This window comes from Bacillus sp. NTK034, from assembly GCF_017303275.1.
Lineage (GTDB): Bacteria > Bacillota > Bacilli > Bacillales > Cytobacillaceae > Cytobacillus.
This window is the reverse complement of the sequence record NZ_JAFKOJ010000003.1, coordinates 53,946-75,057: the sequence shown is the minus strand read 5'-3', so window position 1 is coordinate 75,057 and position 21,112 is coordinate 53,946. Positions and strand designations below refer to the sequence as shown.

The following is a 21,112-nucleotide window of genomic DNA, read 5'->3' as shown; positions in this document are numbered from 1 at the left end:
CTGGTTATATATCAAAATAGTGAAAAAGAGCCAAAAATAGGCTCTTTTGATTATCTGCGTCTTTCCGGCATATATTTCAGCCATTTTCGCAATCTCCAGCTATTCACTCCATACCCTGCAAGCCCAATGGCTGCTATGCCTGCGGATAACTGCATGATCTGTATTTCTTCTAAATAAATGCCAAAGCCTGACCCAGTTAAACCTAGCAAGAACAGCTGAAAGAGCTGCTTTTTCCGATTTTCATAGATGGTAAACTGAAACTCCCTTCTTTGCCCGGCCACTTTCATTGTTTCCAATTTACGCGGTGTTTCCAGGAATTCCGCTGCTGAATGAAATATTTTAAAGAGCGGCTGGGATTGAATAATACTCCAAATAAATGACCATTTATTCCCCTGGGAGCTTAACCACTCTGTAAAAACAGGTTTGCCAAGGTCAAGAAGATCATCTTCCGGTACCAGATGGCGAACAACCCCTTCTATTGTCATAAATGACCTGCCCAGAAAAACAAAGCGGGTTGGCACCTGTATGGGAAGAGCAGTAATCAGATCATTCAGCTCAAGCTTAAGAGCAATTAAGTCTATATCCTTTAATTGAGAAAAATCAAATGACATCCAATCCGAGAGCAGCTTTTCCATTGATCCCGCAACTGTTTCAGGCAGTAAAAACCCTAACTGTGACAGACAGTCAACAGTTTTACTGTAGTTTTTAGCGAGAATGGATTCAATTAAATTCTGAAAAGAGACTGCATCTTTTTTTGAAATTTCACCAGCCATGCCGAAATCGAGAAGAATAATCCGCCCTTCCCTTGTGAACAGCACATTTCCAGGATGGGGATCGGCATGAAACATCCCAGGTTCCAGCCATTGCGGCAGGAAGATCTTCATCAGACGGCGTGCCAGATCCTGACGGGATATTTCAAGCATTTCAACCGCTGCTGCATCATTAAGCCTTTTTCCCTCCACCCATTCCATGACAAGCACTTTTGAGGTGCAAAGCTCCTGATGGACATCGGGAATTTTAACTATCTCACTATCTTTAAATCGGTCTTTAAAATAAAGCAAGGTTTCCTTTTCCTTTGTAAAATCAAGCTCCCGCTCAATAACCTGCTTAAGCTCCTGAAATAGGACTTTTAAATTAATGAATCCCTTAGGAATAGGGACAAACCGATCCGCAAACCAGACAAGAATACTTAGGGTCCGGAAGTCGGTATGTACGATTGATTGGATATCAGGACGCTGCACTTTAATGGCAACAATTGAGCCGTCCTGCAGAGACCCTTTATATACCTCTCCAATCGAAGCGGATGCTATGGCTTCTTTTTCAATCGCCACCACCTTTTTAGAGAGCTCACTGCCCCATTCTTCGTTTAAAATCCTCTGGATTTCACTCCATTCCGATGGCGGTACATTATCGGTCAGGTCTTGAAGCTCCTGGATAAAAGCATGCGGAAGCAAATCAGATCGGATACTGATGAACTGACCAATCTTAATCAGCAGCCCTTCCAATTCAAAAAGTGTTGTCCGGAATTTTTTCCCGATGCCAGACCATAAATTTTCCCATTCTGCTTCTGATTTGCGGGTCCATTTATACCAGTAAATTTGAAAAATAATGAGAATTGCCAACGAAAACACTTTGTACATGCGGAGCCATTTACTTCTCGCCTTCATTTCCATCATCTTCTTCCCAAGTAAAATGTACTGTCTTATTCTGCAATAAAGGCTGAATACCCTTTTCTTTTAATACGGTATCATGTTTAAAAAGTTTCATAACATAAAAAACAGCCCGTCCTTACACAAAGGACAAGCTGCCTGCTTGATTCTCCTGGATATACTGATGAGTTATGCTGACAATCTTTTCTTTATCATGGTCCATGGATGCCACATGATAAGAGTTATAGAGCGATATAGCCTTCTTTTTCGCTGAGCCAATCTTCTCTAAAATAAAATCAGTACATTCTGCCGGCACAACATGATCTTCTATCGACTTAAAGCCTAACACAGGTGTTTTAATGGAAGGCAATAAGAATGGTGTTCTTTCCATGATTTTCTGCAATTCGAAGATGGAGGGGACCGGAACTTTCCCGTAAGTAATTTCTTCTACATCCACTTTTTTAATATCAGGTGCACCTTCATCAATGTACCTGGGATATGTTTTCCCTTTTAAATATTCATAACCCGGAACCCGAAGAGCGGCATTTATTAACAAAATACCTGCAATTTCCGGATATTTATTAGCCAGCCAAAGGGTCAATGCGCCACCCATCGATTGCCCTGCGGCATAGACAGATTTGCATCTGTCTTTTAGGAATTGATAACCCTTTTCAGCTTCAGCAAACCAATCCTCATGAGAGGTTATTTCAATATCTTTATAATGTGTGCCGTGGCCTTTAAGCCTTGGAGCAAAAACCGTATAGCCAAGCCTGGCAAATGACTCTCCCAAAAACCGTACACTCTGGGGAGTTCCAAGAAAACCATGTGTAATCAGGATTCCGACCTCATTGCCTTCATAGTAGAATGATTCTGCACCGTCCAAAACAGGATAACGTTCATTCATCAATCTGTTCCTCCCTCAGAATTAATTATTCACATTATATAACCAACTATTCCGACCTGTCAACTTGTATTTAAAGACTTATACCCCCACCTAAGAAACTTTTAAAAAACGGCTGCACTATTATGTGCAGCCGTTCGGCCATTCTTTAATATCTCTCAAGTAATTCAATAATCACTTTAAACATTGAGGTTGTATCCATATAGGCGTATTTGCCTTTCCCATTAAAAAAATTGCCAGTTTGTATGACAGGATATCCCATTCCTTCCAGCAATCTGATTTTTTCATCCAGGTTATCGACAACAAACGAAATATGATGGACACCTTCCCCGTATTTCTCCAGATGTTCCTGCCAAGTACTTGGTGAATCACCTGGTTCAATTAATTCAATTTGAATGAAGGGTGTATTGATGAACATATATCTAGATTTACCTTCTGTTGGCTGACCTCTGAAAATAACCTGTGTCTCTTCACTTGGGCCTGATTGTATAATGGGTGGCTTATCGGCACCGAGAAGCTTACAATAAGCTTCTGCAGCTAACTCCAGATCTTTTACCACGATTGCCAGCTGCTCGACTTTATTTGTTCCAAGCATCGGGCTTTGTAATTCTGGGGCAGCTGCAGTGTTTCTTGCCTCAGAGCTTTCCAGGAGTTCAACCAATATCTTGCAGTCCTTCAAGGTATCTGCATAAACATATCTGCCTTCACTGGCTGTAAACTCTCCACTTTGCAGTGATGAGTATCCGCTCTCCTCGAAAAACGGCATCCGCTCTATGATGGATTCCACATCAAAGGCAATATGGTGTATGCCTTCTCCGGCTCTATCCAAAAACTCCCGCATCGTGCCCGGTGCCTCATTCGGTTCAATAAGTTCAAATTGAACAGTTGGCGTATTTAGAAAAGCTAATTTGCTTCTTGATGCAGTAGGCTTTCCACGGTAAATTACCTTTGATACTTCCTGATCACCTGTTAAAAACCATTCAGGTTTCGGAACACCCAGTAAACTTGAAAAAGCTTCACTTGCCTCTTCAATATCCCGAACAACAAAAGCCAGCTGGTTAATGGACTGATTTCCTGCCAATGGCGCTTTAGCGGTTTTGCTTTCTGCCATAAAAACACTCCTCCTAAATAACGCTTCTCCTCAGGATAAACCCCGTACAGCAAGTCCTCCATCACTGGAAATCACTTCTCCTGTAATGGCACGGGATTGATCAGAAGCAAGCAATAGATACGCTCCAACATGGTCCTCACTGGTCATGGCTATGCGAAGTGGATTTCGGGATTTAATGCTTTTCGCTTTCGTATCAGGATCGACTGCTTTCACAAACGGCTTAAGCGGGCCAATGACATTGAGTGCCGTCAATGTGCCGCCGGGGGCGACTGCATTTATCCTGATATCTGGGGCTAATTCAAAGGCAAGCTGGCGCATTAAGCCGATTTGCGCGTGCTTGCTTGCTGTATACCAGACTCCGCCCCCGTCCGGGTAAAACCCGGCTCCAGAAACCGTGAAAATCATATTTCCATTTGTTTTTTTCAATTCTTCTGCAGAAGCTTTTGCACCATTGAAGTAGCCTTTGACATTAATAGTAAATAACAGGTCATAGGCGTCTGACATGGCCTCTGGCGGGACTTCGCTGAATTTGGCAAATCCGTCGAACACGCCCGCATTTGCAACGAACACATCCAGCTTTCCCGCCGCTTCCACAGCCGCTTCAACGGCGTGAATGTGATCCTCGTATTCAGTGACGTCCCCTTCCACGCATAGAACACGATCACCGAATTCCTTTTTCAATTGCTCGAGGCCAGCTGCTGACTTATCCAGGACAGTTACAAAGGCTCCTTCCTGTATAAAACTCTCTGTAACAGCCCTTCCAATGCCAGAGGCGCCCCCGGTCAAATAGACTGATTTTCCGCTAAGCAGTGCCATACTGGATGCTCCTCCTTATACAAAAATAGCAAGATTTCTGGTATTGAGTGTCGTCTGATCGACAATGAAAACCCTCTTGGACAATTTCCAGACTCCATCTTCATATATAAATTCATCACGCCGTTCTCCTGAAATCAGGTCATGATGGATGTCTGTACTGCGGCTGCGATAGATTAGAAGATAACTATTTACAGATGCTTTTTCATTCGGGACATAGTCGGAAAGCTTCACATTGCTTACATAGCGGCGAGTGCGGGAAGGCGGAATTTCCGCCCAGGCATAATCCGTTTTTAACCGTTCGACTCTCAGGCTCAGCAACTCTATATCATCATTAAAAGAAAACATATCTTCCGCATAATCCGGCCTTTCAGTGCCTTCTTTATTGACGCGTACAGGCATTTGATAACTCAGAGATGAATGCATAAGGCTGAACCAGCCATCAAAATCGATATGATCAAGCAGCTCAGCTTCTCTGTAGAGCCATTGTTCAAATTCATAGGTTGCGAGCATTTTCTCTAAACTCATTCTGTATTCCCCCATTTCCAGGCATCGTTCCAGTTTACTTAAGCGTTCATGAGATCAAGCCAGTAGTGATAGAAGTTCCTTTGATTTGCTTCAGAAAACTTATCATCGTAGACAACACCAGGACCGATGAAACCACTGACCGGTTCACGGTGCATCCCCATCGTATAATTGTAAACAAGTTCTTTCATAACAGGCATTGGACCTGATGCGGCAGCGGTTATGTCAGTAAATACTTCTGTATCATCCTGCTCGAAAATGCCTGAAGGGCTGAACGTTAAAATGAATGAATCCCTTGAACGTTTCTTCCAGTCCTCTGCCGCATTTTTCTCTACGAGGAACCAGGCTATCACTTCCATTTTATCAGGCCCAATTGGCCTCCACATCCGAACGGTTGTATTTGAAATCAGCTGCCCTTTCACTTTTGTATGCGAAATGAGGAAGCTCAGGTTGGGAAAGATGTTACCGATCATATTTTTCAAATTGGCCAGCACATCATATTGTTCATCTGTTAAATTGGATTTATATTCCGATTTCAGCTCTTCAGGGAATGCGAAGTCAGGATTAGGAGTGCCCAGATTTAATCCATGCCCGTTCATTGTGTGGATCTGGTATCCCTTTTTAGAATATGTTGCACTTGGCACCATGCCCAATTTTGCAATGGATCCATGAGTGACCATTGTGTGGTAGGAATCGCCGACAAAGTTATCTGCTCCTACCTTCCAATTCGAATGGATGATGAATCTTTGCGGAGGGCCGACGACCTCCATTTCTGCACGCCCGGCTAAAATGTCCAAATACCATTTGAAATCGCCCAAAAAATCTGAAAGAGACTCTGCTTCTTCATTCCAGGTTCCAAAAATAAGGCCTTTATACGATTCAATCCTTATTTTGTGGAGTCCCAGCTTGGACTTATCCAGGTCAGTTCCATAAATATCCTTCTGCAGAGGCACTCCAATCAGATCACCATTGTTTTTAAAATTGAATCCATGATAAGGACATACAAATGAGGATTTATTTCCTTTGTCAGCACGGCATAATTTCATCCCCCGGTGTGTGCACATATTGTAAAAGCCGCTTATTTCATTCTCTGAATCTCTTGTAATGATAATAGAGTAGCCTGCTAAATCTCTTAGCATATAATCATTTTTATTTGGGATTTCTGATTCATGGCCAATAAAAAGCCAGGTTTTCATAAACACCTTTTTATGCTCAATATCGTAAATCTTAGGATCTGCGAGGATAAAAGCAGGAATGGATCCAGCCTCAGGCTGGACTGTTTCGTTTAAGTAGCCGATTGTTTCTTTTTGGGTCATTTCTTCTAAGTTCTTAGTTGTCGTTTTAATCATATGTAAATTCCCCCTTCGTCTTAAAATAAGCTTCTCCAAGGAGCGAGGAAAAGAATTTACTATTCTCTTCCTCTATAGCAGCAGGCTCATCCAACCCGGATCATCTCATCCCTATTCTTCAATGAAGCCAGGATGCTTAGAGCTGCCAGGTAGCTTGTCTTTGGATTATTAGGCATCGGGTCATTTTCGACTTGAAGCGACAGCTTTCCGAAGGAACCTGCTGCCTCAATCGTATGGCTATTTTTCCTTACTGCTGGATCGGATATGATTTTTACTCCGGTATTCTCGGCACCTAACCCCGCGAGAGACAAAATTATGGATACATTGATATTCCTTGGGAATAATCTAATGGCTTCGGCGGCAGACCCCTCAAAAAGCACCTTTTCGCCATCAAGCGGGGCACCAGGAAGCGCCTGAGGAGGCTTCCTGGTGATAATGGATACAGAATCCAGTTCACCAATCGATTTAGCTGCTTTTAAAACATCCAGTCCGCCGATTGCCCCTGATGGCAAGTGAATTTTCGTATTATTTAAAATGCAAATTTCTTCAAGGCACTTATAAAATTCCCGGTCTGCCAGTGCACCAACACTGCTGACAACCAGATCTTTGCCTGAGAGCAAAATAGAAGCAGCGTACTCCTCTACAGCTTCAACAGTTGCTGCTTCTATAACCAGGTCGGCATGGGATTTTAAAAGGGATTCCACGTCTGCAAAGATTTCCGCACTAAATTCCAGTGATAATTCCTTTGCCTGTTCCTGGCAGCGGGTATGAAGGCCAATAATTTGCGCATTCGGTATTAAGCAGTCTTTATTAATGCTTTGAAGCAGGAACCTGCCTATATTCCCGCCTCCGATTAAGGCTAATTTCATATCGGTATCCCCCTAATTGGCAAACCCATAGGAATCTGCAAAAAACTCCAGGCCGCAATGCCGCGTTTCACGTGAAAGTCCGCTTTCCTTTAGTCCCGGGAAGTCCAGATGAAGATCCTGAAAAACGGTATGATTATTATGGAAAATGGCGCCGGCCTCTAACCGGTCTGCAAATTCGATTGCTTTGGATTCATCTGATGTCCAAACAGAAGCCCTTAAACCAAATTCACTGTCATTTGCAAGGCTGATGACTTCCTCATCCTCTTTAAATGGAAGGATCGGAATGACAGGTCCAAACTGTTCGGCACGAACAATTTCACTTTTCTGATCCACACCGGTAATGATTGAAGGAAGAATGTAATAGCCTTTATCCCAGGAATCAGGATCAAGCTGAATTCCCCCTGTGATGACTGTGGCACCGGATTTTCTGGCGCGTTCGATCAGGCCATTCACATATTCGTACTGAGCCTTATTGTTCAAAGGCCCCATCTCGGCATCAGGCTGAATGCCGTTTCCAACCTTAATATGCTGAAATTCTTTTCTAAGCTTTTCTGCCAGCTCACCGTATCGTGATTCATGGACATAGATCCTTTTAATAGCTGAGCACACCTGGCCTGCTGCCCGGAGAACACCGAAACGCAGGCGCTTAATAGCGCTTTCATCCAGATTGGCATCCTCGAGGATAATTGCCGCATCATTCCCGCCAAGCTCCATGTAGACATTTTTCACTGTGCCTGAAGCAGCACGCATGATTTCTTTGCCAGTCTCCGTACTGCCGACAAATGCAATGGTCCGGATTCGCGAATCTGAGCAAAGCTTATTGCCAATAACCCTTCCTGAACCAGTCACAACATTAATGACCCCGTCAGGGAAATAAGAAGCTACTGTCTTGAGAAATGACATGATCGTTAGCGGACAGCTCGTCGCCGGCTTTACAACGACTGTGTTTCCGGCAAGAACAGCCGGGATCACCCGCTTAAACGTAAGGATCATTGGTGAGTTCCATGGAGAGATCACCGCCGTTACACCACGGGGACGCTTGCGGATTTGAACCTTCTGGGAACCGGGAATGGATTCAGGCTTCCACCATTTCAGCAGCTCATCGGCAGCTTCCTTCATAATATCGACACAGCGCAGAAGGTCTTTTTTCGCTTCCACCAGCACTTTTCCATTTTCTCGGATCAGCAAGGTTACGTTCTCTTCGACACTTGCTTTAATCTCGTCCGCAGCCAGCTTCATCCGGTTAGCCCGATCCTCAATCTCACTTTTCGACCAGGTTTCAAAAGCTTTTGCTGCTGCTGAAATGGCCAATTCAACCTGCTCTTCTGTACATAAAGCAACTTCGCCCACGACTTCCTGATGATCAGCCGGATTTATAACATTTGTCTTTTTTTCTGCCTGGATCCATTTTCCGGCTATTAAATATTTTCCTGAAACAAATGGATACGTTGAAATCATCTCAATCACTCCCTTACAGCCTTTTCGGTTTGAAAGCTTCTGCCGCGCCCGGCGGCCCTCCGAATGGTTTCGCCATTGGCCCGACTGCTTCCATATCCACTACAATCATGGATGGTTTTCTCCTGTCCATTGCCTTCTCCAGTTCTGATGCGAATTCTTCAGGAGAACCGATTTTCGCAGAAGCAAATCCCATGGACTGAGCCAGCAAAACGAAATCTGGGCTAACTAAATCGACCGCTACCTGCCGTCCATAGGCTGCATCCTGAATATTCCGGAGAACGCCATATCCTGCATCATCAAACAGGATGACGATTAATGGAAGGTCTTCCTGTACTGCCGTTGCCATTTCACCCACATTGACCATGAAGCCGCCATCTCCAGCTAATAAAACAACTTGTCTATCCTTACATCCCATTTGTGCTCCGATTGCAGTCGGCAAACCTTGCCCAATCCCTCCGCCTGAAGCATGAATGGATGTACGAGGCTGATATATTTCAAATAATCGGCTGCCCCAGACATTTGCCTGTACCGTAACGTCACGCACCAATACAGTATCCCTCGGGAGCAATTTACGCATAGCATCAGCAATATTTTCATATGGTCCAAGCGTAGCTCTCAGCTGAAGACGCAGTTCTTTTCTTACTGAAAGCACTTCTTCCAAATATTCTTCGGATGGCGTCGTAAATGGTTCCTTAGCCAATTCTTCATTTACTTTTCTCAATATAAGCTTAGCATCACCTGCCAGCCCGATGGCAGCCGCATAATTTCTGTTCATTGCCTGCAGATCAGCATCAATGCTGATATGATTTTCAGGAACTCCTATTTTCCAGTTGGAGGTTTCATTCCCTCTGAATCTGACTCCAATGCTGATCAGGAGATCCGATTTCTTCACTAAATCCTTTGTTAATTCAAAAGATGCAAAGTGGCCAATACATTGAGGATGATCCTCCGGAATGCTGCCCTTGCCTGACTGGCTTGTAATAACGGCTGCCCCGATTCTTTCCGCAAGCTTCTGCAATTCTTTGGAAGCCCCGGCGCTAATGACGCCCCCTCCTGCCCATATGACCGGGCGGCGGGCCTGGCTGACTTTGGTTATCGCCTCTTTTGGAAGATACGATATGGAGCTGTATTCCTGCACATTCACTTCTTCCAATGAATAATCCTGTATAATCGCAGATTGGAAATCGATTGGGATTTCTACTGAAACAGGCCCTGAAGGTGCAGCAGCAGCTTCCTTAATCGCTTGCCTGATAACCGCTGCTGCCTGTTCAGGCCTTCTTAGCCGCATCGCTTTTTTGCAAGAACCCTCCATTATAGACAGCTGGTCTTTACACTCGTGAATATAGCCTCTGCCCGTTCCCAAATACGGTGATGCAACCTCACCTGTCAAATGAAGGACCGGAACACCTGCTGCCCATGACTCAATCAGTGAACCAGCTGCGTTTCCTGCACCAGTTCCCGTACTCGTGATGACCACTCCCAATTTTCCTGTCGCACGTGCATAACCATCTGCCATATTTGCCGCACCGCTCTCCCCGCGCGAGCATACCAGATGAATACTCCCATCACGAAGGATGGCATCATAGATCGGCATATTATGAATGCTTACAATCCCAAATGCCACCTCAACTCCAGCACGGACGAGTTCCTTCACCACTGCATCTGCTGCAGTAAATTCCATTGACTCATTTGCTTTTGCCGGCGCAATTTCCAATTGTTCCTGTTGGCTCATCCTAATCATTCCTGCCTTTGCTTGAAATTAAAGCGCTTTCCCCAGCGCTCCAGCTGTTTCAATGGTTGATCCTGAAACATAACTTGCCTGCTTTGAAGCTAAAAAGAGAATGACACTGGCTACCTCTTCTGCTTCTCCAACCCTGCCCAGCGGAATCTTCCGCTTTGCTGCAAGATCTTTGTAATATTCCTCGGCATCCATATCAGGTGCATTTTTTAATCGTCTGCGTTCCCACTGGTCTGTACGGATTAATCCAAGACTTACGGAGTTGACCAGGATATTGTCTGATGCAAGCTCTTGGGAAAGCGTTTTACTTAAGTTCAGAAGACCTGCCCTTGTAGCAGCTGTAGCAACCATATGTCTTTCAGGTTCCTTTGCGAGCGTCGCATTAATATTAATGATCCTTCCGCCTCCGCTCTTCACCAAATATGGATGAACAGCACGTACCGCATGGATAATGGCAAAATATTTTAACTGAATCTGCTCCTGCCATTGCTCATCTGTAATATCGAAGAAATGGCCCATAACACTTTGTCCGGCTGCATTAACCAAAATATCAATTCCCTGAAATCGGGCTGCTGCCGAATCGACAAAACGAGTAACATCCTCTTTATTTGTTACATCACAAGTGGCAGCAAGAATCGACTCCCGGGATCCGAAATGCAATAAATGGTCAAAGGCATTATCCTTCCTCTCTGCATTCCTGCCGCATACTGCCACATTGGCACCTTCCTGAAGGAACATTTCTGCTGTCTTGAGGCCTACTCCAGAAGTCCCGCCCATAATGACTGCTGTTTTTCCTTTTAAACCAAAGTCCATCACGATACCCCTTTCAAATATCTTTAGGTTAATGCTTTCACGCTGATCCAGCCCGGATCTGGCTTTCCGCCCATCGCCGCACGTGCTTCAGGTTTTGGAGGTCCGGCTATTCCCCATTGATCCATCAGGTGTGGAACCCTTTTCCATACTCGAGCCACCCATTCTTCCTCGTCTTCAATGGTTTCGAGATAACAAGTGTATTCCATGACAAATTTGGAAGGATCCTGGAAGTAACAGAAGATGTTATTTCCCGGTCCATGGCGTCCAGGACCCCAAAGCTCCTGATAGCCTGCCTTTCGGACGTTCGAAATCCCCCGCATAACTTCGTCCACTGTGTCCACCTCATAGGCAATATGATTGACAGATGCATGCTGGTCCTGGTTGAAGGCAATTGAGTGATGCTTCCTGTTGCAGCGGAGGAAGGACATTTGGTGTTCGCTCCAATCAGTAACCTTAAATCCTAAAATATTTGTATAAAAGTCTGTAATCATATCCAGGTCTGCCGTATTCATGACAACATGATTCAGCTTCACCGGATCAACATTCTTCTTATTCCAGATTGTCGTGTGCATTTCCACCCATGCTGAAAGTTCAATGCAGCGGTTTTCCGGATCAGCAAAGCGTAGCCCGTACCCTTTACCTTCTTCATCTAAATAGCCCGGCGGTGAAATAATCGGGATCCCCTTGGAAGCCAGAATCTCCGCAGCCCTGTCAACGGCGTTCTTATCAACCATTCCAAATGCAATATGATGAAGCCCCGCTTTTTCTCCCCGCTTCAAATGTAAAATATGATTCTCTGAACCAGCACCTCTGAAATAGACAGAATCCCCATCTTCGGATACCTTATCAAGACCCCAAATCTTCTCGTAAAATTCAGCCTGCTCCTCAAGAACTGGAGTAATGAGACTAATGTGCCTCAAGTGAGTAATGCCTAACATCCCATGCACCTCCAAAGTAATAAGTCTTTCATTCAATCAGTTGCATGCAGCCATGTGTATCAGGAAACCTTTTTTGTTAAAGGAACCGGGATGACCCGGCAAATTTAAGTGTTAGCGGTCCATCCCGGTAATATTTATTAGATTGCCAGTTTGCTTGAAAACGATTATTTTCCGTTGATAATGGCTTCTCTTTCTTTCGCACGCTGAATGCGAAGCTCCTCAAGAGCACTCCCCTTCGGATATGTAGGAAGATTTGGTTTTACGGCACCAAGCATAACCAGCATTAACGCTTCTTCATCGCCATCATTATGAATGCCGCGGTACACTCCTGGTGGAGAACTGATGCAATCGCGCTCATTGAGACGAATTTCATGAACTTCTTCCTTCCCTACTTCCTGGATAAGAGCCTTTACACTCCCCTTAAGAATAAAGAATACTTCTTCCACATCATCGTGAAGATGAAGAGGTCCAACACATCCAGCTGGAAGGACCATCGTGCTGAGTGTGAAATGTTCCGCTGCAATTACATTTGAATCATTATTCGCTGTTGCTCCGCGGCCAATATATCTCATTTGCGCCCTTTTATACTTTGGATCAATTTCTTCCTGAAATTTAAGAACATTCCAGTCCAGTGATCGGTCTTCCAGCCTTGCTACATATTTTTTTTCAAAAGCCTGCACATCAAATTTTTCAGCTGACATTTAATATCACTCCTAAACTATTATAATGTTTTATATACAAAACAATGTTTTACTTACAGGTTAATAATAAATCCCAATATTTAATATGTCAATTAAAAATATTGAGAAAAATTAAATTATTGAAACTTTGTTTTAAATATAAAACTTTTATACGATTACTTTTCTATTTGGAGGAATCTGTTCTATCCGAAGCTCCGCTGCCTCTTTTTTGATTGTGAATATATAAGCGATGAAGCCCAGACTCGCTGCAATAATAAGCATAACGATAGATGGGCCAAAATCCCCGCCTGCAAGGTCTCTCATCCATCCCATGATATAGCTTGAAAATCCGCCTAAAATATTTGTGAATCCCATAAGACCGGCAGCGCGCCCTGCTGTTTCCGGGGTCGAAAATTTCACGATAAATAAATTGCTTAAATGGAAGACTCCGCCTTGAGTTCCCATTGCGAGGCCCATACAAATACCTGCCAGAACCGGATGCGGTGCAAAAATAGCTGCTGTTAAGAATACTGCCGTTAAACTGAACAGAATCGTGGCCAGCAAGCTTGGACGTCTTGTTTTGTCTGCCAAAAATCCGCAGGATAATACAAACCCTAGAGCAAAAAGCCAGGATAATGAGGTAATCCCTGTCATTGCTTCTCTTGAGAAACTTTTCGCCTCAACGAGATAAGTAGGCAGCCAGATGCTTATTCCGAAAAACAAAAACGATGACATTAACATGCCAAACCAAACGATCCAGTAGCGGTAGTCCTGGGCAAAGCTTTTCTTTGTTTTTTCAGTGCCATCAGACTTGCGGATATACGCAAGCTCTTCCTTATCAATTGCATAATGTACCTCAGGAGTATCCCGGGTAAGGAACCAAAACATTGGAATAACAATAAATAGATTAAAAGCAGCCAGGAAGAAAAACGCAGCTTCCCAATGGAAAGTGGCAAGCACTAAAGTCAATATAACGGCACCACAGGCAGGTCCGAAATAATTGCCCGCGAGCCAGGTAGACTGTGCCCGGCCAAGTTCCCTCTGGTTAAACCAATTCGAAATGAATTTTCCGCAAACCGGAATCATCATCCCTTCACCGAATCCAAGAATAACCCTGCTGACTAAAAACATCTCATAGGAAGTTGACAAACCGCCTGCAATCATGGTCGCAGTCCAAATTACCAGCCCGAATACAGCGGTTTTCCGAGGGCCTGCTTTATCAATAACAAAGCCCCAGAAAATGTTTGAAACGGCGTAAGAGATTGTAAAGATAAATGTTATTAAGCCAATTTTGGCGTTTTTGTCTGCCCCTGTTAGCCCCAGATCACTAAGGAAGCCAGGATCCGTTTGAATAACCGAGATTCCCAGTTTATCAATTTGTCCAAAAAACCAGAAAAAGAATATAGGCACAGCAATATAGAGCCATCTTTTGTTCCCCTTCAGCATTTGTGATCCCCTTTCAAGAAACATATTCATTTTTTGTAACCGCTTTCAATAACATTCGATTCTCAAATATTATACTTCATAAGAAAAAAATTTTTTGGTGGTATTTTTTGCCCTCCTTTCAGCCATTCTGTGTTTTATATATAAAACAATGTTTACCACTTATTAATAGTGTAAAGTTTTTCGAAAATTGAGTCAATAAAAAATTTCAATTTGTTTCATTTGCTAAATGATGTTTTATATACAAAACAAAAAAGCTTGCAGTGCTGCAAGCTTTTAACCCTTCTTTTTATTCCTATAGATGATATCCCATATAGCCTGATAACTTTTTTGAAATCTCAAGCACTTTAGGCAGCGCTACATGTTCAATAAACTCATCATGGAATGTTGCCTCTGTTGCTACAACATTAATAGCAGCCATAATGCTGCCGGATTTATCAAATATCGGTGCCGCTACCGATTGAATCCCATGGTGAAGCTCTCCTTTTGTAATGGAGTATCCATTTCCCCTGATTATTTCAATTTCATTTTGAAAATCAGCCAGGGACGTTTTGGTCCGATCCGTATACGGCTTCAATTCGGACCCATAAAAAAGCTGTTTCAGCTTTTCCTGCGGCTGATAGGCAAGCAGCAATTTTCCATTTGCGGTTGCATGAGCCGGGAGCCTCAGTCCGATATTGACATTAATAGCAGATACCCCTCTGACAGGTGCACTGCCAACATACACCACTTCATTCCCATCCAGAATGGATAAATGGCAGGAAGCCCCTGTTTCATCTCTTAATGTTTCCAAATAAGGCTGGGCAATTTCCGGAAGTTTTAACGTACTTAAATAGGAAAAGCCCAATTCCAATACCTGGGGCGTTAAACTATATCTCTTTGAGTTTTCGTCCTGGTCAAGATAACCAAGCGATTGGAGGGTATACAATAATCGATACGGGACCGTTCGGCTAACATTCAATTCTTTTGCAATTTCAACCAATGACAGAGTTGGACGCTCTTCATTAAAGAGCTTTAAGATTTCCAATCCCCGTACCAGAGCATTGGCATTATACCGCTCTTTTTCCTCTTTTGCCATGCAAGTCACCCCCTGTGTTTACATTTTTACTAACATATTAACAAAACCAGGATAGAAATAGGAAGTATTTCTCTATGGTTACCTTTCTGCTAATTCTTCGTTTTTGTATGCTCCCTGCAGGAAATTCAAAATAAGGGCATTAAAATAGTCCGGATTCTCCTGATAGCATAAATGCCCTGTTTTCGGAATGGTTTTCAGAATTGAATTTGGGATGTACTGATGGAAAATTTCTGATTCGCTTACAGGAGTAACCTTATCCAATGCCCCGCAAATAACAAGGACAGGAACAGGAATGGAAGGCAGAATATCCATTTGATTTAAATTTGAAAGTGAAAAAGCCACAGAGCGATAGCCCATCGGCCTCACCTGGGACATGATGCGTTCTGCTTCCTTCTTTACTGCTGGATCCGGGTTTGGCGCAAGAAGCTCTTTTACTCTTAACTGAGCCAATTCCTTTGGATCCAATTTATCAATATTATGTAAGCGGTTCTTCAGCCTTCTTTCGTTTTCTTCATGACTCTGCCCAGCGGCACCGCGAGTGGCATCTGCAATAATCAGCCTGGTCACCATATCGGGATAACGGCTGCAGAAATCAAGCGCGATGGCTGAGCCCATTGAATGGCCTAATAGATTAACAGATTGATAATGCAGCCCTTCAATAAAGCCCTTCAAAACATCAGCAAATTGGCTGAACTGTGTAAATTCCTCCCCAGGATCAGAACTCTTGCCATAGCCGGGCGCATCCCAGGCAATAACAGTAAATTCCTTACTCAGCCCTTCCAGCTGCTTTTTCCAGGATTGTGAATTGTTTCCCAGTCCATGAAGAATAACAAGCGGCTCACCATTTCCTTCTACTTCATAATGAATAGTTAAATCATTGACATCAATAAATGGCATTTTATTAACCTCCACACATGTTTGTTTTGTAAGTAAAACATCGTTTCGGTTAACCTAATCATAAATCATATTCTGGAATAGTCAACTGAATAATCAAAATATATTATATCCATTTACTCATTGTCCATTAAGATTTAGTTAACACCTTTTCAGTCCTTCCTAAAAACAAGTGTAAACTGCATTATATATCAGGTTGACAAACTTTTATGTAAACCATAAAATAAAACCAGTTAACCTATTAATCTGTATTGGAGAGTTATTATGAAAGTTAAAGAGATGACATTTGTAGCACTATTTGCGGCTGTTATGGGAGCACTTGGTCTTGTTCCTCCCATCATGCTATCTTTTACACCAGTTCCGATTACCTTGCAGACACTTGGAGTCCTTTTGGCCGGCGGTATTCTAGGCGCAAGGCTTGGTGGAATCAGCATGGCATTGTTTTTACTCTTGGTTGCTGCCGGTGCACCATTATTATCGGGTGGCCGCGGCGGCATTGGGGTTTTCTTCGGGCCAAGTGCAGGGTATTTGATTGCCTATCCGATTACCGCATTTTTTATCGGCTATTTACTTTCACGCTTCAAAACTTTAAAATTAATGAATATCCTACTCATAAACCTGACTGCCGGAATATTCCTAATCTATCTATTTGGCATTCCGGTACAGGCATTTATGATGAACATTCCTTTAGCTGATGCAATCAAATTAAGCCTTGTTTATATCCCTGGAGATGTGTTAAAAGCAACCCTCGCCTCATTCCTGGTTTACAGGCTGCTCAAGCATCCGATAATCAATAAGCAATTTTCTAAATCTCTGGAGACACTTTAAGGTGTCTCCTTTTCCATAAGGAGAGGAACAACCCGTTGACTAATATTACAGCTAATATACAAAAACTCGCTGAAGAATCTCCATCTAAAGCCGCATTCATTTCAAAAAGCCAAACTTTAAGCTATAAAGAATGGAGCTCTCATCTCAGCAAAACTGCTAACTGGCTTAATTCTCTATCTGTAACCAATAAAACTGCAGCAATCCTGCTGCCAAATGGAATTCCTTTTCTGCAATTATTCATAGGTGCCTCCATGGCTGGATGGACAGCTGTACCTTTCGACTTAAAATGGAAAGCCGAAGAACTTAACCAGCGAATCGAAATATCCAGCCCTGCTATCGTGATCACAGTTAAAGAATACTATGATCAGATTGCCCGCCTTCACCCTTTCGTGCTTATCTGGGAGGATGCCCTGGAGGAAATCTGCGGTCAGAGCACTAATTTTCACATCGATTCAGAAACTAACTCCCCATTTTATATGGGATTTACTTCAGGAACGACCGGAAGCCCAAAAGCTTTTATCCGTTCCCATAGTTCCTGGGCGGCCAGCTTCGAGGTGAACCATTATGATTTTAAGATGGATGAGAAAGAGCACGTACTGATACCAGGGGCACTTATCCATTCTCATTTCTTGTATGGTGCGGTAAGTACGCTCTGTACGGGCGGAACGGTTCACCTGCTCGAAAAATTCAGTGCACCACAGGTTCTCTCATGTATCGAGGAGCAGCCCATCAGCACACTTTATACAGTTCCGACGATGGTTTCAGCTATTTTAAGAGAAAAAAGAATCATAGATAAACCGATAAAAATCTTTTCCTCAGGTGCGAAATGGGATGAAACGTCGAAGCTGGAAATCAGCAAAATATTCCCCCAGCTCTCCATGATCGAATTTTATGGAGCGAGTGAATTGAGCTATGTAACATTTCTTGCTGATGAGGATAAGGCAGGATCAGTCGGAAAGCCCTGCCATGGTGTTGAAATCGAAATTAGAGGAACAGACAGCAGGAAGCTCGCTCCTTATGAAATTGGCAAAATATATGTCAGAAGCGAACTTATTTTCGATGGTTACCTTTCAAATGAAATAATCCATTCCATAAGGGATCAGGATGGATGGGCCACCGTTGATGATATGGGCTATGTTGATGATGAAGGATATTTATACATCAGCGGGAGGCAAAAGAACATGATTTTATATGGGGCAATTAATATCTTTCCTGAAGAAATTGAAAAAGTGATCAGTTTGCACCCGGATGTCGAGGAGGCTGCCGTGATTGGACTGGAGGATCAATATTGGGGGCAAATTGCAGCTGCGGTTATCAAAGGCAAAACGGATGTCCTTGAGTTAAAGCGACTATGCAAAAAACATCTAGCCTCCTACAAAGTACCGCGCAAATGGATCTTCACTGAAGAAATGCCCTACACAGCCGGCGGAAAAATTGCACGTGCCCAGCTGAAGGAATCCATCGAAAGTAAGGTGATTAGCCATTAAGAAAGCAGTGATTGTACAGGCAAGAAGAACACCTATCGGAAAAGTAAATGGGATGCTTAAAGACTATGAACCTCATGAACTCGCTGCCCCGCTTCTAAATTATCTGGCTGCAGGTATAGAAGAAAAAATTGATGATGTCATCTTGGGCAATGTCGTTGGACCTGGCGGAAATGTAGCACGCTTGTCAGCATTGGAAGCAGGACTCCCTCTGTCTGTTCCGGGCTTAACCCTGGACAGGCAATGCAGTGCGGGTCTTGAAGCCATTCGCTTGGCATGCTATTCCATCCAGGGAGGTGCAGGGACTTGTTATATAGCTGGTGGTACGGAAAGTGCCAGCACCTCTCCCTTTTCCAAAAGAGCCCGATTCTCCCCGGACAAAATCGGAGACCCCGATATGGGTGCAGCAGCGGAAAATGTGGCCGAGATGTACAGCATATCAAGGGAAAGTCAGGATACATACGCACAATTGAGCTATGAACGGAGCTGGAATGCCTTTGAAAATGGACTGCTGACAGAGGAAATGATCCCAATTGGAAGCCATCTGCATGATGAAGAGTTTTTTAGAAAAAGAAAAATGGATACTCTTCTTAAACGTGCAAAGCCTATATTTAAAAAGGATGGCACTGTAACAGCAGCCAATAGCTGCGGCATACATGACGGGGCATCTGCTGTGCTGGTCATGGAGGAAGAAACAGCAATTAAAAATGGATACAGGCCCATTCTGCGTTTTGCCGATAGTGCAGTAGCTGGTGTACACCCCAACTATCCGGGATCTGCGCCTGTCCCAGCAATACAAGCGATCCTGGAAAGAAATTATTTAACGATTGACGATATTGATTTAATAGAAATTAATGAAGCATTCGCCTCAAAAATTGCTGCATGCTCCAATGAGCTCTCAATTCCATATGAAAAACTGAATGTTAATGGAGGCGCTCTAACAATTGGCCATCCTTATGGAGCTTCAGGTGCTGTAATGGTTACAAAATTATTTCATGATGTCCAAAGAAGATCTCCTTCCAAATATGTATTAGCTGCCATTGGAAGCGGAGGAGGCGTCGGGGTTGCTGTTTTGTTTGAAGGTGTATAATAAACCTGTACGTAAGCCTGGAGTATTGTTATTCCAGGTTTTTTGAATAATCAACGATAAATTCGACATATTAGCACAAAAATATCACCTGCTAGCATTTTGCTATTCGACACATATCAACTGATATCATCATGATAACAGGTTATTTTCTTTATTAATGCAGCAAAATCATACAGTTTCATCAGCTGCCTGGATTATAACATAAGCGCCCAGAGAAGCACCAATGAATTCCAGCCATCCCCCTGCTGCCAGAAGCAGTCTTTTTTGTATGCTCTCTTCATCTTCTATAAGAATTCCTAAAGCGTCAAGGATGGCCGATACGGATATTAATGAGTAGCCCAGTGTCTCGAGATTGCTGAGAATATTGTTCTCCTCGTTTGCCACTCCCGCAGCTTCCAATGCTGCCCCCATCGATTGAATGGTACTGCCCAGTGAATTAAAGCCTGACACAGAGACTGATGGATTTTGAATTTCGATATTGTTTGCAGCTGTGTTGATTGAATTGCCGCCTGCCTGTGTAAAGCTACCGATAATTCCATATAAATTAGCAGCTTCTTCATTAACTTCAGCCACGCTTATTCTTCCAAATCCCTGCAGGCTATTGCCAACTGCCTGGACTCCGTTTCCGTCGCGTATTAATTTTTTGTTGAAATTGTTTTCATCTGGCTTCATGGTTTCACCAATCGCAGAAATAAATGTGCCCGCAACCAAAAAATACGCTCCGATAGTTAATAGATCATCTCCTTCAAGATACATGATTACCCCTCTCTAAAGAAGTTCTTCATTTAGCCACACAGAAGGTTTTGAGTCAGCTTCATTGTTTTCTTCACTGCTCTCAGAAGTGCTATCAGAAGTTATCTCCTGATTTTCCTCCTGAATCTGGCCAATTACTGATAAAACAGAGCCGACAGCCTGAATCCAGCTTCCAACGGCAATAATATTATTTGCGCTGTCTCCCGATTCTCCCAGCTCTTTTTCCTTGAGATTTATCGTGCCCCCATATGCCTGAAGGGAATTGCCAATCGATTGAAGTAGATTGCCATTTATATTAAAAATCTGACCGGCTGCAGTGGGATCTTCAAATTCATCTCCAAGTGCTGCCGCTCCGCCAAGAGCCTGAAGCCAGTTTCCTGCGATCACTAATTTCTCTTCATTTTCATCCTCTAAGTCTAAAGTTAATCCGGCGATGACAGTACTGTTTCCGATTGCCTGTATCTCATTCCCGACCTTTTCAAGTGACGGTCCGCTTTGCCCATCCGCCTGAAGAGCGTTACCTGTTCCTTGGAGGCTGTTTCCCACGATATCAAGGCCATCAAAGAGTTTTTCCATTTTTTCTGACTTTGCGGGTATGGTTGAGACAGCTGAAATGATCGTTCCGATCGCAGCTAAAGTCGCTCCGACGATCTCTTTTAGTTGATTGTCCATAACATACTCCTTAGCTGACGTATGTT

General features: G+C 43.4%; 20 protein-coding genes. 3 read left to right on the top strand and 17 right to left on the bottom strand.

Annotation, left to right across the window (positions count from 1 at the left end):
- Positions 1 to 50: 50 nt before the first annotated feature.
- The 15 genes from JI665_RS11120 to JI665_RS11050 all read right to left on the bottom strand — a co-directional run bounded on the left by JI665_RS11120 (position 51) and on the right by JI665_RS11050 (position 16,262).
- Positions 51 to 1,667, bottom strand: a complete 1,617-nt coding sequence (locus tag JI665_RS11120) for an ABC1 kinase family protein (protein ID WP_244671154.1) — start codon at positions 1,665 to 1,667, stop codon at positions 51 to 53.
- 121 nt (positions 1,668 to 1,788) lie between these two features.
- Positions 1,789 to 2,553, bottom strand: a complete 765-nt coding sequence (locus tag JI665_RS11115; protein ID WP_206839409.1) for an alpha/beta hydrolase — start codon at positions 2,551 to 2,553, stop codon at positions 1,789 to 1,791.
- Positions 2,554 to 2,698: 145 nt separating this feature from the next.
- Complete coding sequence (locus JI665_RS11110) at positions 2,699 to 3,661, bottom strand: VOC family protein (RefSeq protein WP_206839408.1); 963 nt, start codon at positions 3,659 to 3,661, stop codon at positions 2,699 to 2,701.
- A gap of 30 nt (positions 3,662 to 3,691) precedes the next feature.
- Positions 3,692 to 4,477, bottom strand: coding sequence for an SDR family NAD(P)-dependent oxidoreductase (locus JI665_RS11105; protein ID WP_206839407.1), 786 nt, complete (start codon positions 4,475 to 4,477; stop codon positions 3,692 to 3,694).
- A 15-nt stretch (positions 4,478 to 4,492) separates the two neighbouring features.
- Positions 4,493 to 5,002, bottom strand: coding sequence for an aromatic-ring-hydroxylating dioxygenase subunit beta (locus JI665_RS11100; protein ID WP_206839406.1), 510 nt, complete (start codon positions 5,000 to 5,002; stop codon positions 4,493 to 4,495).
- A gap of 38 nt (positions 5,003 to 5,040) precedes the next feature.
- Positions 5,041 to 6,348, bottom strand: a complete 1,308-nt coding sequence (locus tag JI665_RS11095; RefSeq protein ID WP_206839405.1) for an aromatic ring-hydroxylating dioxygenase subunit alpha — start codon at positions 6,346 to 6,348, stop codon at positions 5,041 to 5,043.
- 86 nt (positions 6,349 to 6,434) lie between these two features.
- Positions 6,435 to 7,217, bottom strand: a complete 783-nt coding sequence (gene nadX / locus JI665_RS11090; RefSeq protein WP_206839404.1) for an aspartate dehydrogenase — start codon at positions 7,215 to 7,217, stop codon at positions 6,435 to 6,437.
- Positions 7,218 to 7,229: 12 nt separating this feature from the next.
- On the bottom strand, positions 7,230 to 8,675 hold the full coding sequence (locus tag JI665_RS11085) for an aldehyde dehydrogenase family protein (protein ID WP_206839403.1): 1,446 nt from the start codon (positions 8,673 to 8,675) through the stop codon (positions 7,230 to 7,232).
- A gap of 13 nt (positions 8,676 to 8,688) precedes the next feature.
- Positions 8,689 to 10,407 carry a thiamine pyrophosphate-binding protein gene (locus JI665_RS11080; RefSeq protein WP_206839402.1) on the bottom strand — a complete coding sequence of 573 codons (1,719 nt, stop codon included), beginning with the start codon at positions 10,405 to 10,407 and terminating at the stop codon, positions 8,689 to 8,691.
- A 27-nt stretch (positions 10,408 to 10,434) separates the two neighbouring features.
- Positions 10,435 to 11,226, bottom strand: coding sequence for an SDR family oxidoreductase (locus tag JI665_RS11075; protein ID WP_206839401.1), 792 nt, complete (start codon positions 11,224 to 11,226; stop codon positions 10,435 to 10,437).
- A 23-nt stretch (positions 11,227 to 11,249) separates the two neighbouring features.
- Positions 11,250 to 12,164 carry a VOC family protein gene (locus tag JI665_RS11070; protein WP_206839399.1) on the bottom strand — a complete coding sequence of 305 codons (915 nt, stop codon included), beginning with the start codon at positions 12,162 to 12,164 and terminating at the stop codon, positions 11,250 to 11,252.
- 164 nt (positions 12,165 to 12,328) lie between these two features.
- Positions 12,329 to 12,865, bottom strand: a complete 537-nt coding sequence (locus JI665_RS11065; protein WP_035329812.1) for a cupin domain-containing protein — start codon at positions 12,863 to 12,865, stop codon at positions 12,329 to 12,331.
- Between the two features lie 147 nt (positions 12,866 to 13,012).
- Positions 13,013 to 14,290 carry an MFS transporter gene (locus JI665_RS11060; protein WP_206839397.1) on the bottom strand — a complete coding sequence of 426 codons (1,278 nt, stop codon included), beginning with the start codon at positions 14,288 to 14,290 and terminating at the stop codon, positions 13,013 to 13,015.
- A gap of 292 nt (positions 14,291 to 14,582) precedes the next feature.
- The gene (locus tag JI665_RS11055) at positions 14,583 to 15,365 is read right to left on the bottom strand and encodes an IclR family transcriptional regulator (RefSeq protein ID WP_206839395.1); all 783 of its coding nucleotides are present in this window, start codon (positions 15,363 to 15,365) and stop codon (positions 14,583 to 14,585) included.
- Positions 15,366 to 15,443: 78 nt separating this feature from the next.
- Complete coding sequence (locus JI665_RS11050) at positions 15,444 to 16,262, bottom strand: alpha/beta fold hydrolase (RefSeq protein WP_206839393.1); 819 nt, start codon at positions 16,260 to 16,262, stop codon at positions 15,444 to 15,446.
- 261 nt (positions 16,263 to 16,523) lie between these two features.
- On the opposite strand from JI665_RS11050, the gene JI665_RS11045 reads away from it, so the two are divergent.
- The 3 genes from JI665_RS11045 to JI665_RS11035 are packed head-to-tail and all read left to right on the top strand — an operon-like array spanning position 16,524 to position 19,661.
- Positions 16,524 to 17,087: a biotin transporter BioY gene (locus tag JI665_RS11045; protein WP_206839392.1), complete on the top strand. Its 564-nt coding sequence runs from the start codon at positions 16,524 to 16,526 to the stop codon at positions 17,085 to 17,087.
- A 35-nt stretch (positions 17,088 to 17,122) separates the two neighbouring features.
- Positions 17,123 to 18,574 (top strand): AMP-binding protein, encoded by a 1,452-nt coding sequence (locus JI665_RS11040; protein WP_206839390.1) that lies wholly within the window; start codon positions 17,123 to 17,125, stop codon positions 18,572 to 18,574.
- A complete protein-coding gene (locus JI665_RS11035; RefSeq protein ID WP_206839898.1) occupies positions 18,570 to 19,661 on the top strand; it encodes an acetyl-CoA C-acyltransferase in 1,092 nt (363 codons plus the stop codon). The genes JI665_RS11040 and JI665_RS11035 overlap by 5 nt, the downstream gene beginning before the upstream one ends.
- A 168-nt stretch (positions 19,662 to 19,829) precedes the next feature.
- Here JI665_RS11035 and JI665_RS11030 read toward each other — a convergent pair whose 3' ends face one another.
- A complete protein-coding gene (locus tag JI665_RS11030; RefSeq protein WP_206839389.1) occupies positions 19,830 to 20,417 on the bottom strand; it encodes a DUF6944 family repetitive protein in 588 nt (195 codons plus the stop codon).
- Positions 20,418 to 20,429: 12 nt separating this feature from the next.
- On the bottom strand, positions 20,430 to 21,086 hold the full coding sequence (locus tag JI665_RS11025) for a DUF6944 family repetitive protein (protein WP_206839387.1): 657 nt from the start codon (positions 21,084 to 21,086) through the stop codon (positions 20,430 to 20,432).
- Positions 21,087 to 21,112 lie beyond the last annotated feature (26 nt).

Excerpts from the sequence above, each read along its gene's own strand:
- JI665_RS11120 (WP_244671154.1), bottom strand. The coding sequence starts at position 1,667 with ATGAAGGCGAGAAGTAAATGGCTCCGCATGTACAAAGTGTTTTCGTTG.
- JI665_RS11115 (WP_206839409.1), bottom strand. The coding sequence starts at position 2,553 with ATGAATGAACGTTATCCTGTTTTGGACGGTGCAGAATCATTCTACTAT.
- JI665_RS11110 (WP_206839408.1), bottom strand. The coding sequence starts at position 3,661 with ATGGCAGAAAGCAAAACCGCTAAAGCGCCATTGGCAGGAAATCAGTCC.
- JI665_RS11105 (WP_206839407.1), bottom strand. The coding sequence starts at position 4,477 with ATGGCACTGCTTAGCGGAAAATCAGTCTATTTGACCGGGGGCGCCTCT.
- JI665_RS11100 (WP_206839406.1), bottom strand. The coding sequence starts at position 5,002 with ATGAGTTTAGAGAAAATGCTCGCAACCTATGAATTTGAACAATGGCTC.
- JI665_RS11095 (WP_206839405.1), bottom strand. The coding sequence starts at position 6,348 with ATGATTAAAACGACAACTAAGAACTTAGAAGAAATGACCCAAAAAGAA.
- nadX (WP_206839404.1), bottom strand. The coding sequence starts at position 7,217 with ATGAAATTAGCCTTAATCGGAGGCGGGAATATAGGCAGGTTCCTGCTT.
- JI665_RS11085 (WP_206839403.1), bottom strand. The coding sequence starts at position 8,675 with ATGATTTCAACGTATCCATTTGTTTCAGGAAAATATTTAATAGCCGGA.
- JI665_RS11080 (WP_206839402.1), bottom strand. The coding sequence starts at position 10,407 with ATGAGCCAACAGGAACAATTGGAAATTGCGCCGGCAAAAGCAAATGAG.
- JI665_RS11075 (WP_206839401.1), bottom strand. The coding sequence starts at position 11,226 with ATGGACTTTGGTTTAAAAGGAAAAACAGCAGTCATTATGGGCGGGACT.
- JI665_RS11070 (WP_206839399.1), bottom strand. The coding sequence starts at position 12,164 with ATGTTAGGCATTACTCACTTGAGGCACATTAGTCTCATTACTCCAGTT.
- JI665_RS11065 (WP_035329812.1), bottom strand. The coding sequence starts at position 12,865 with ATGTCAGCTGAAAAATTTGATGTGCAGGCTTTTGAAAAAAAATATGTA.
- JI665_RS11060 (WP_206839397.1), bottom strand. The coding sequence starts at position 14,290 with ATGCTGAAGGGGAACAAAAGATGGCTCTATATTGCTGTGCCTATATTC.
- JI665_RS11055 (WP_206839395.1), bottom strand. The coding sequence starts at position 15,365 with ATGGCAAAAGAGGAAAAAGAGCGGTATAATGCCAATGCTCTGGTACGG.
- JI665_RS11050 (WP_206839393.1), bottom strand. The coding sequence starts at position 16,262 with ATGCCATTTATTGATGTCAATGATTTAACTATTCATTATGAAGTAGAA.
- JI665_RS11045 (WP_206839392.1), top strand. The coding sequence starts at position 16,524 with ATGAAAGTTAAAGAGATGACATTTGTAGCACTATTTGCGGCTGTTATG.
- JI665_RS11030 (WP_206839389.1), bottom strand. The coding sequence starts at position 20,417 with ATGTATCTTGAAGGAGATGATCTATTAACTATCGGAGCGTATTTTTTG.
- JI665_RS11025 (WP_206839387.1), bottom strand. The coding sequence starts at position 21,086 with ATGGACAATCAACTAAAAGAGATCGTCGGAGCGACTTTAGCTGCGATC.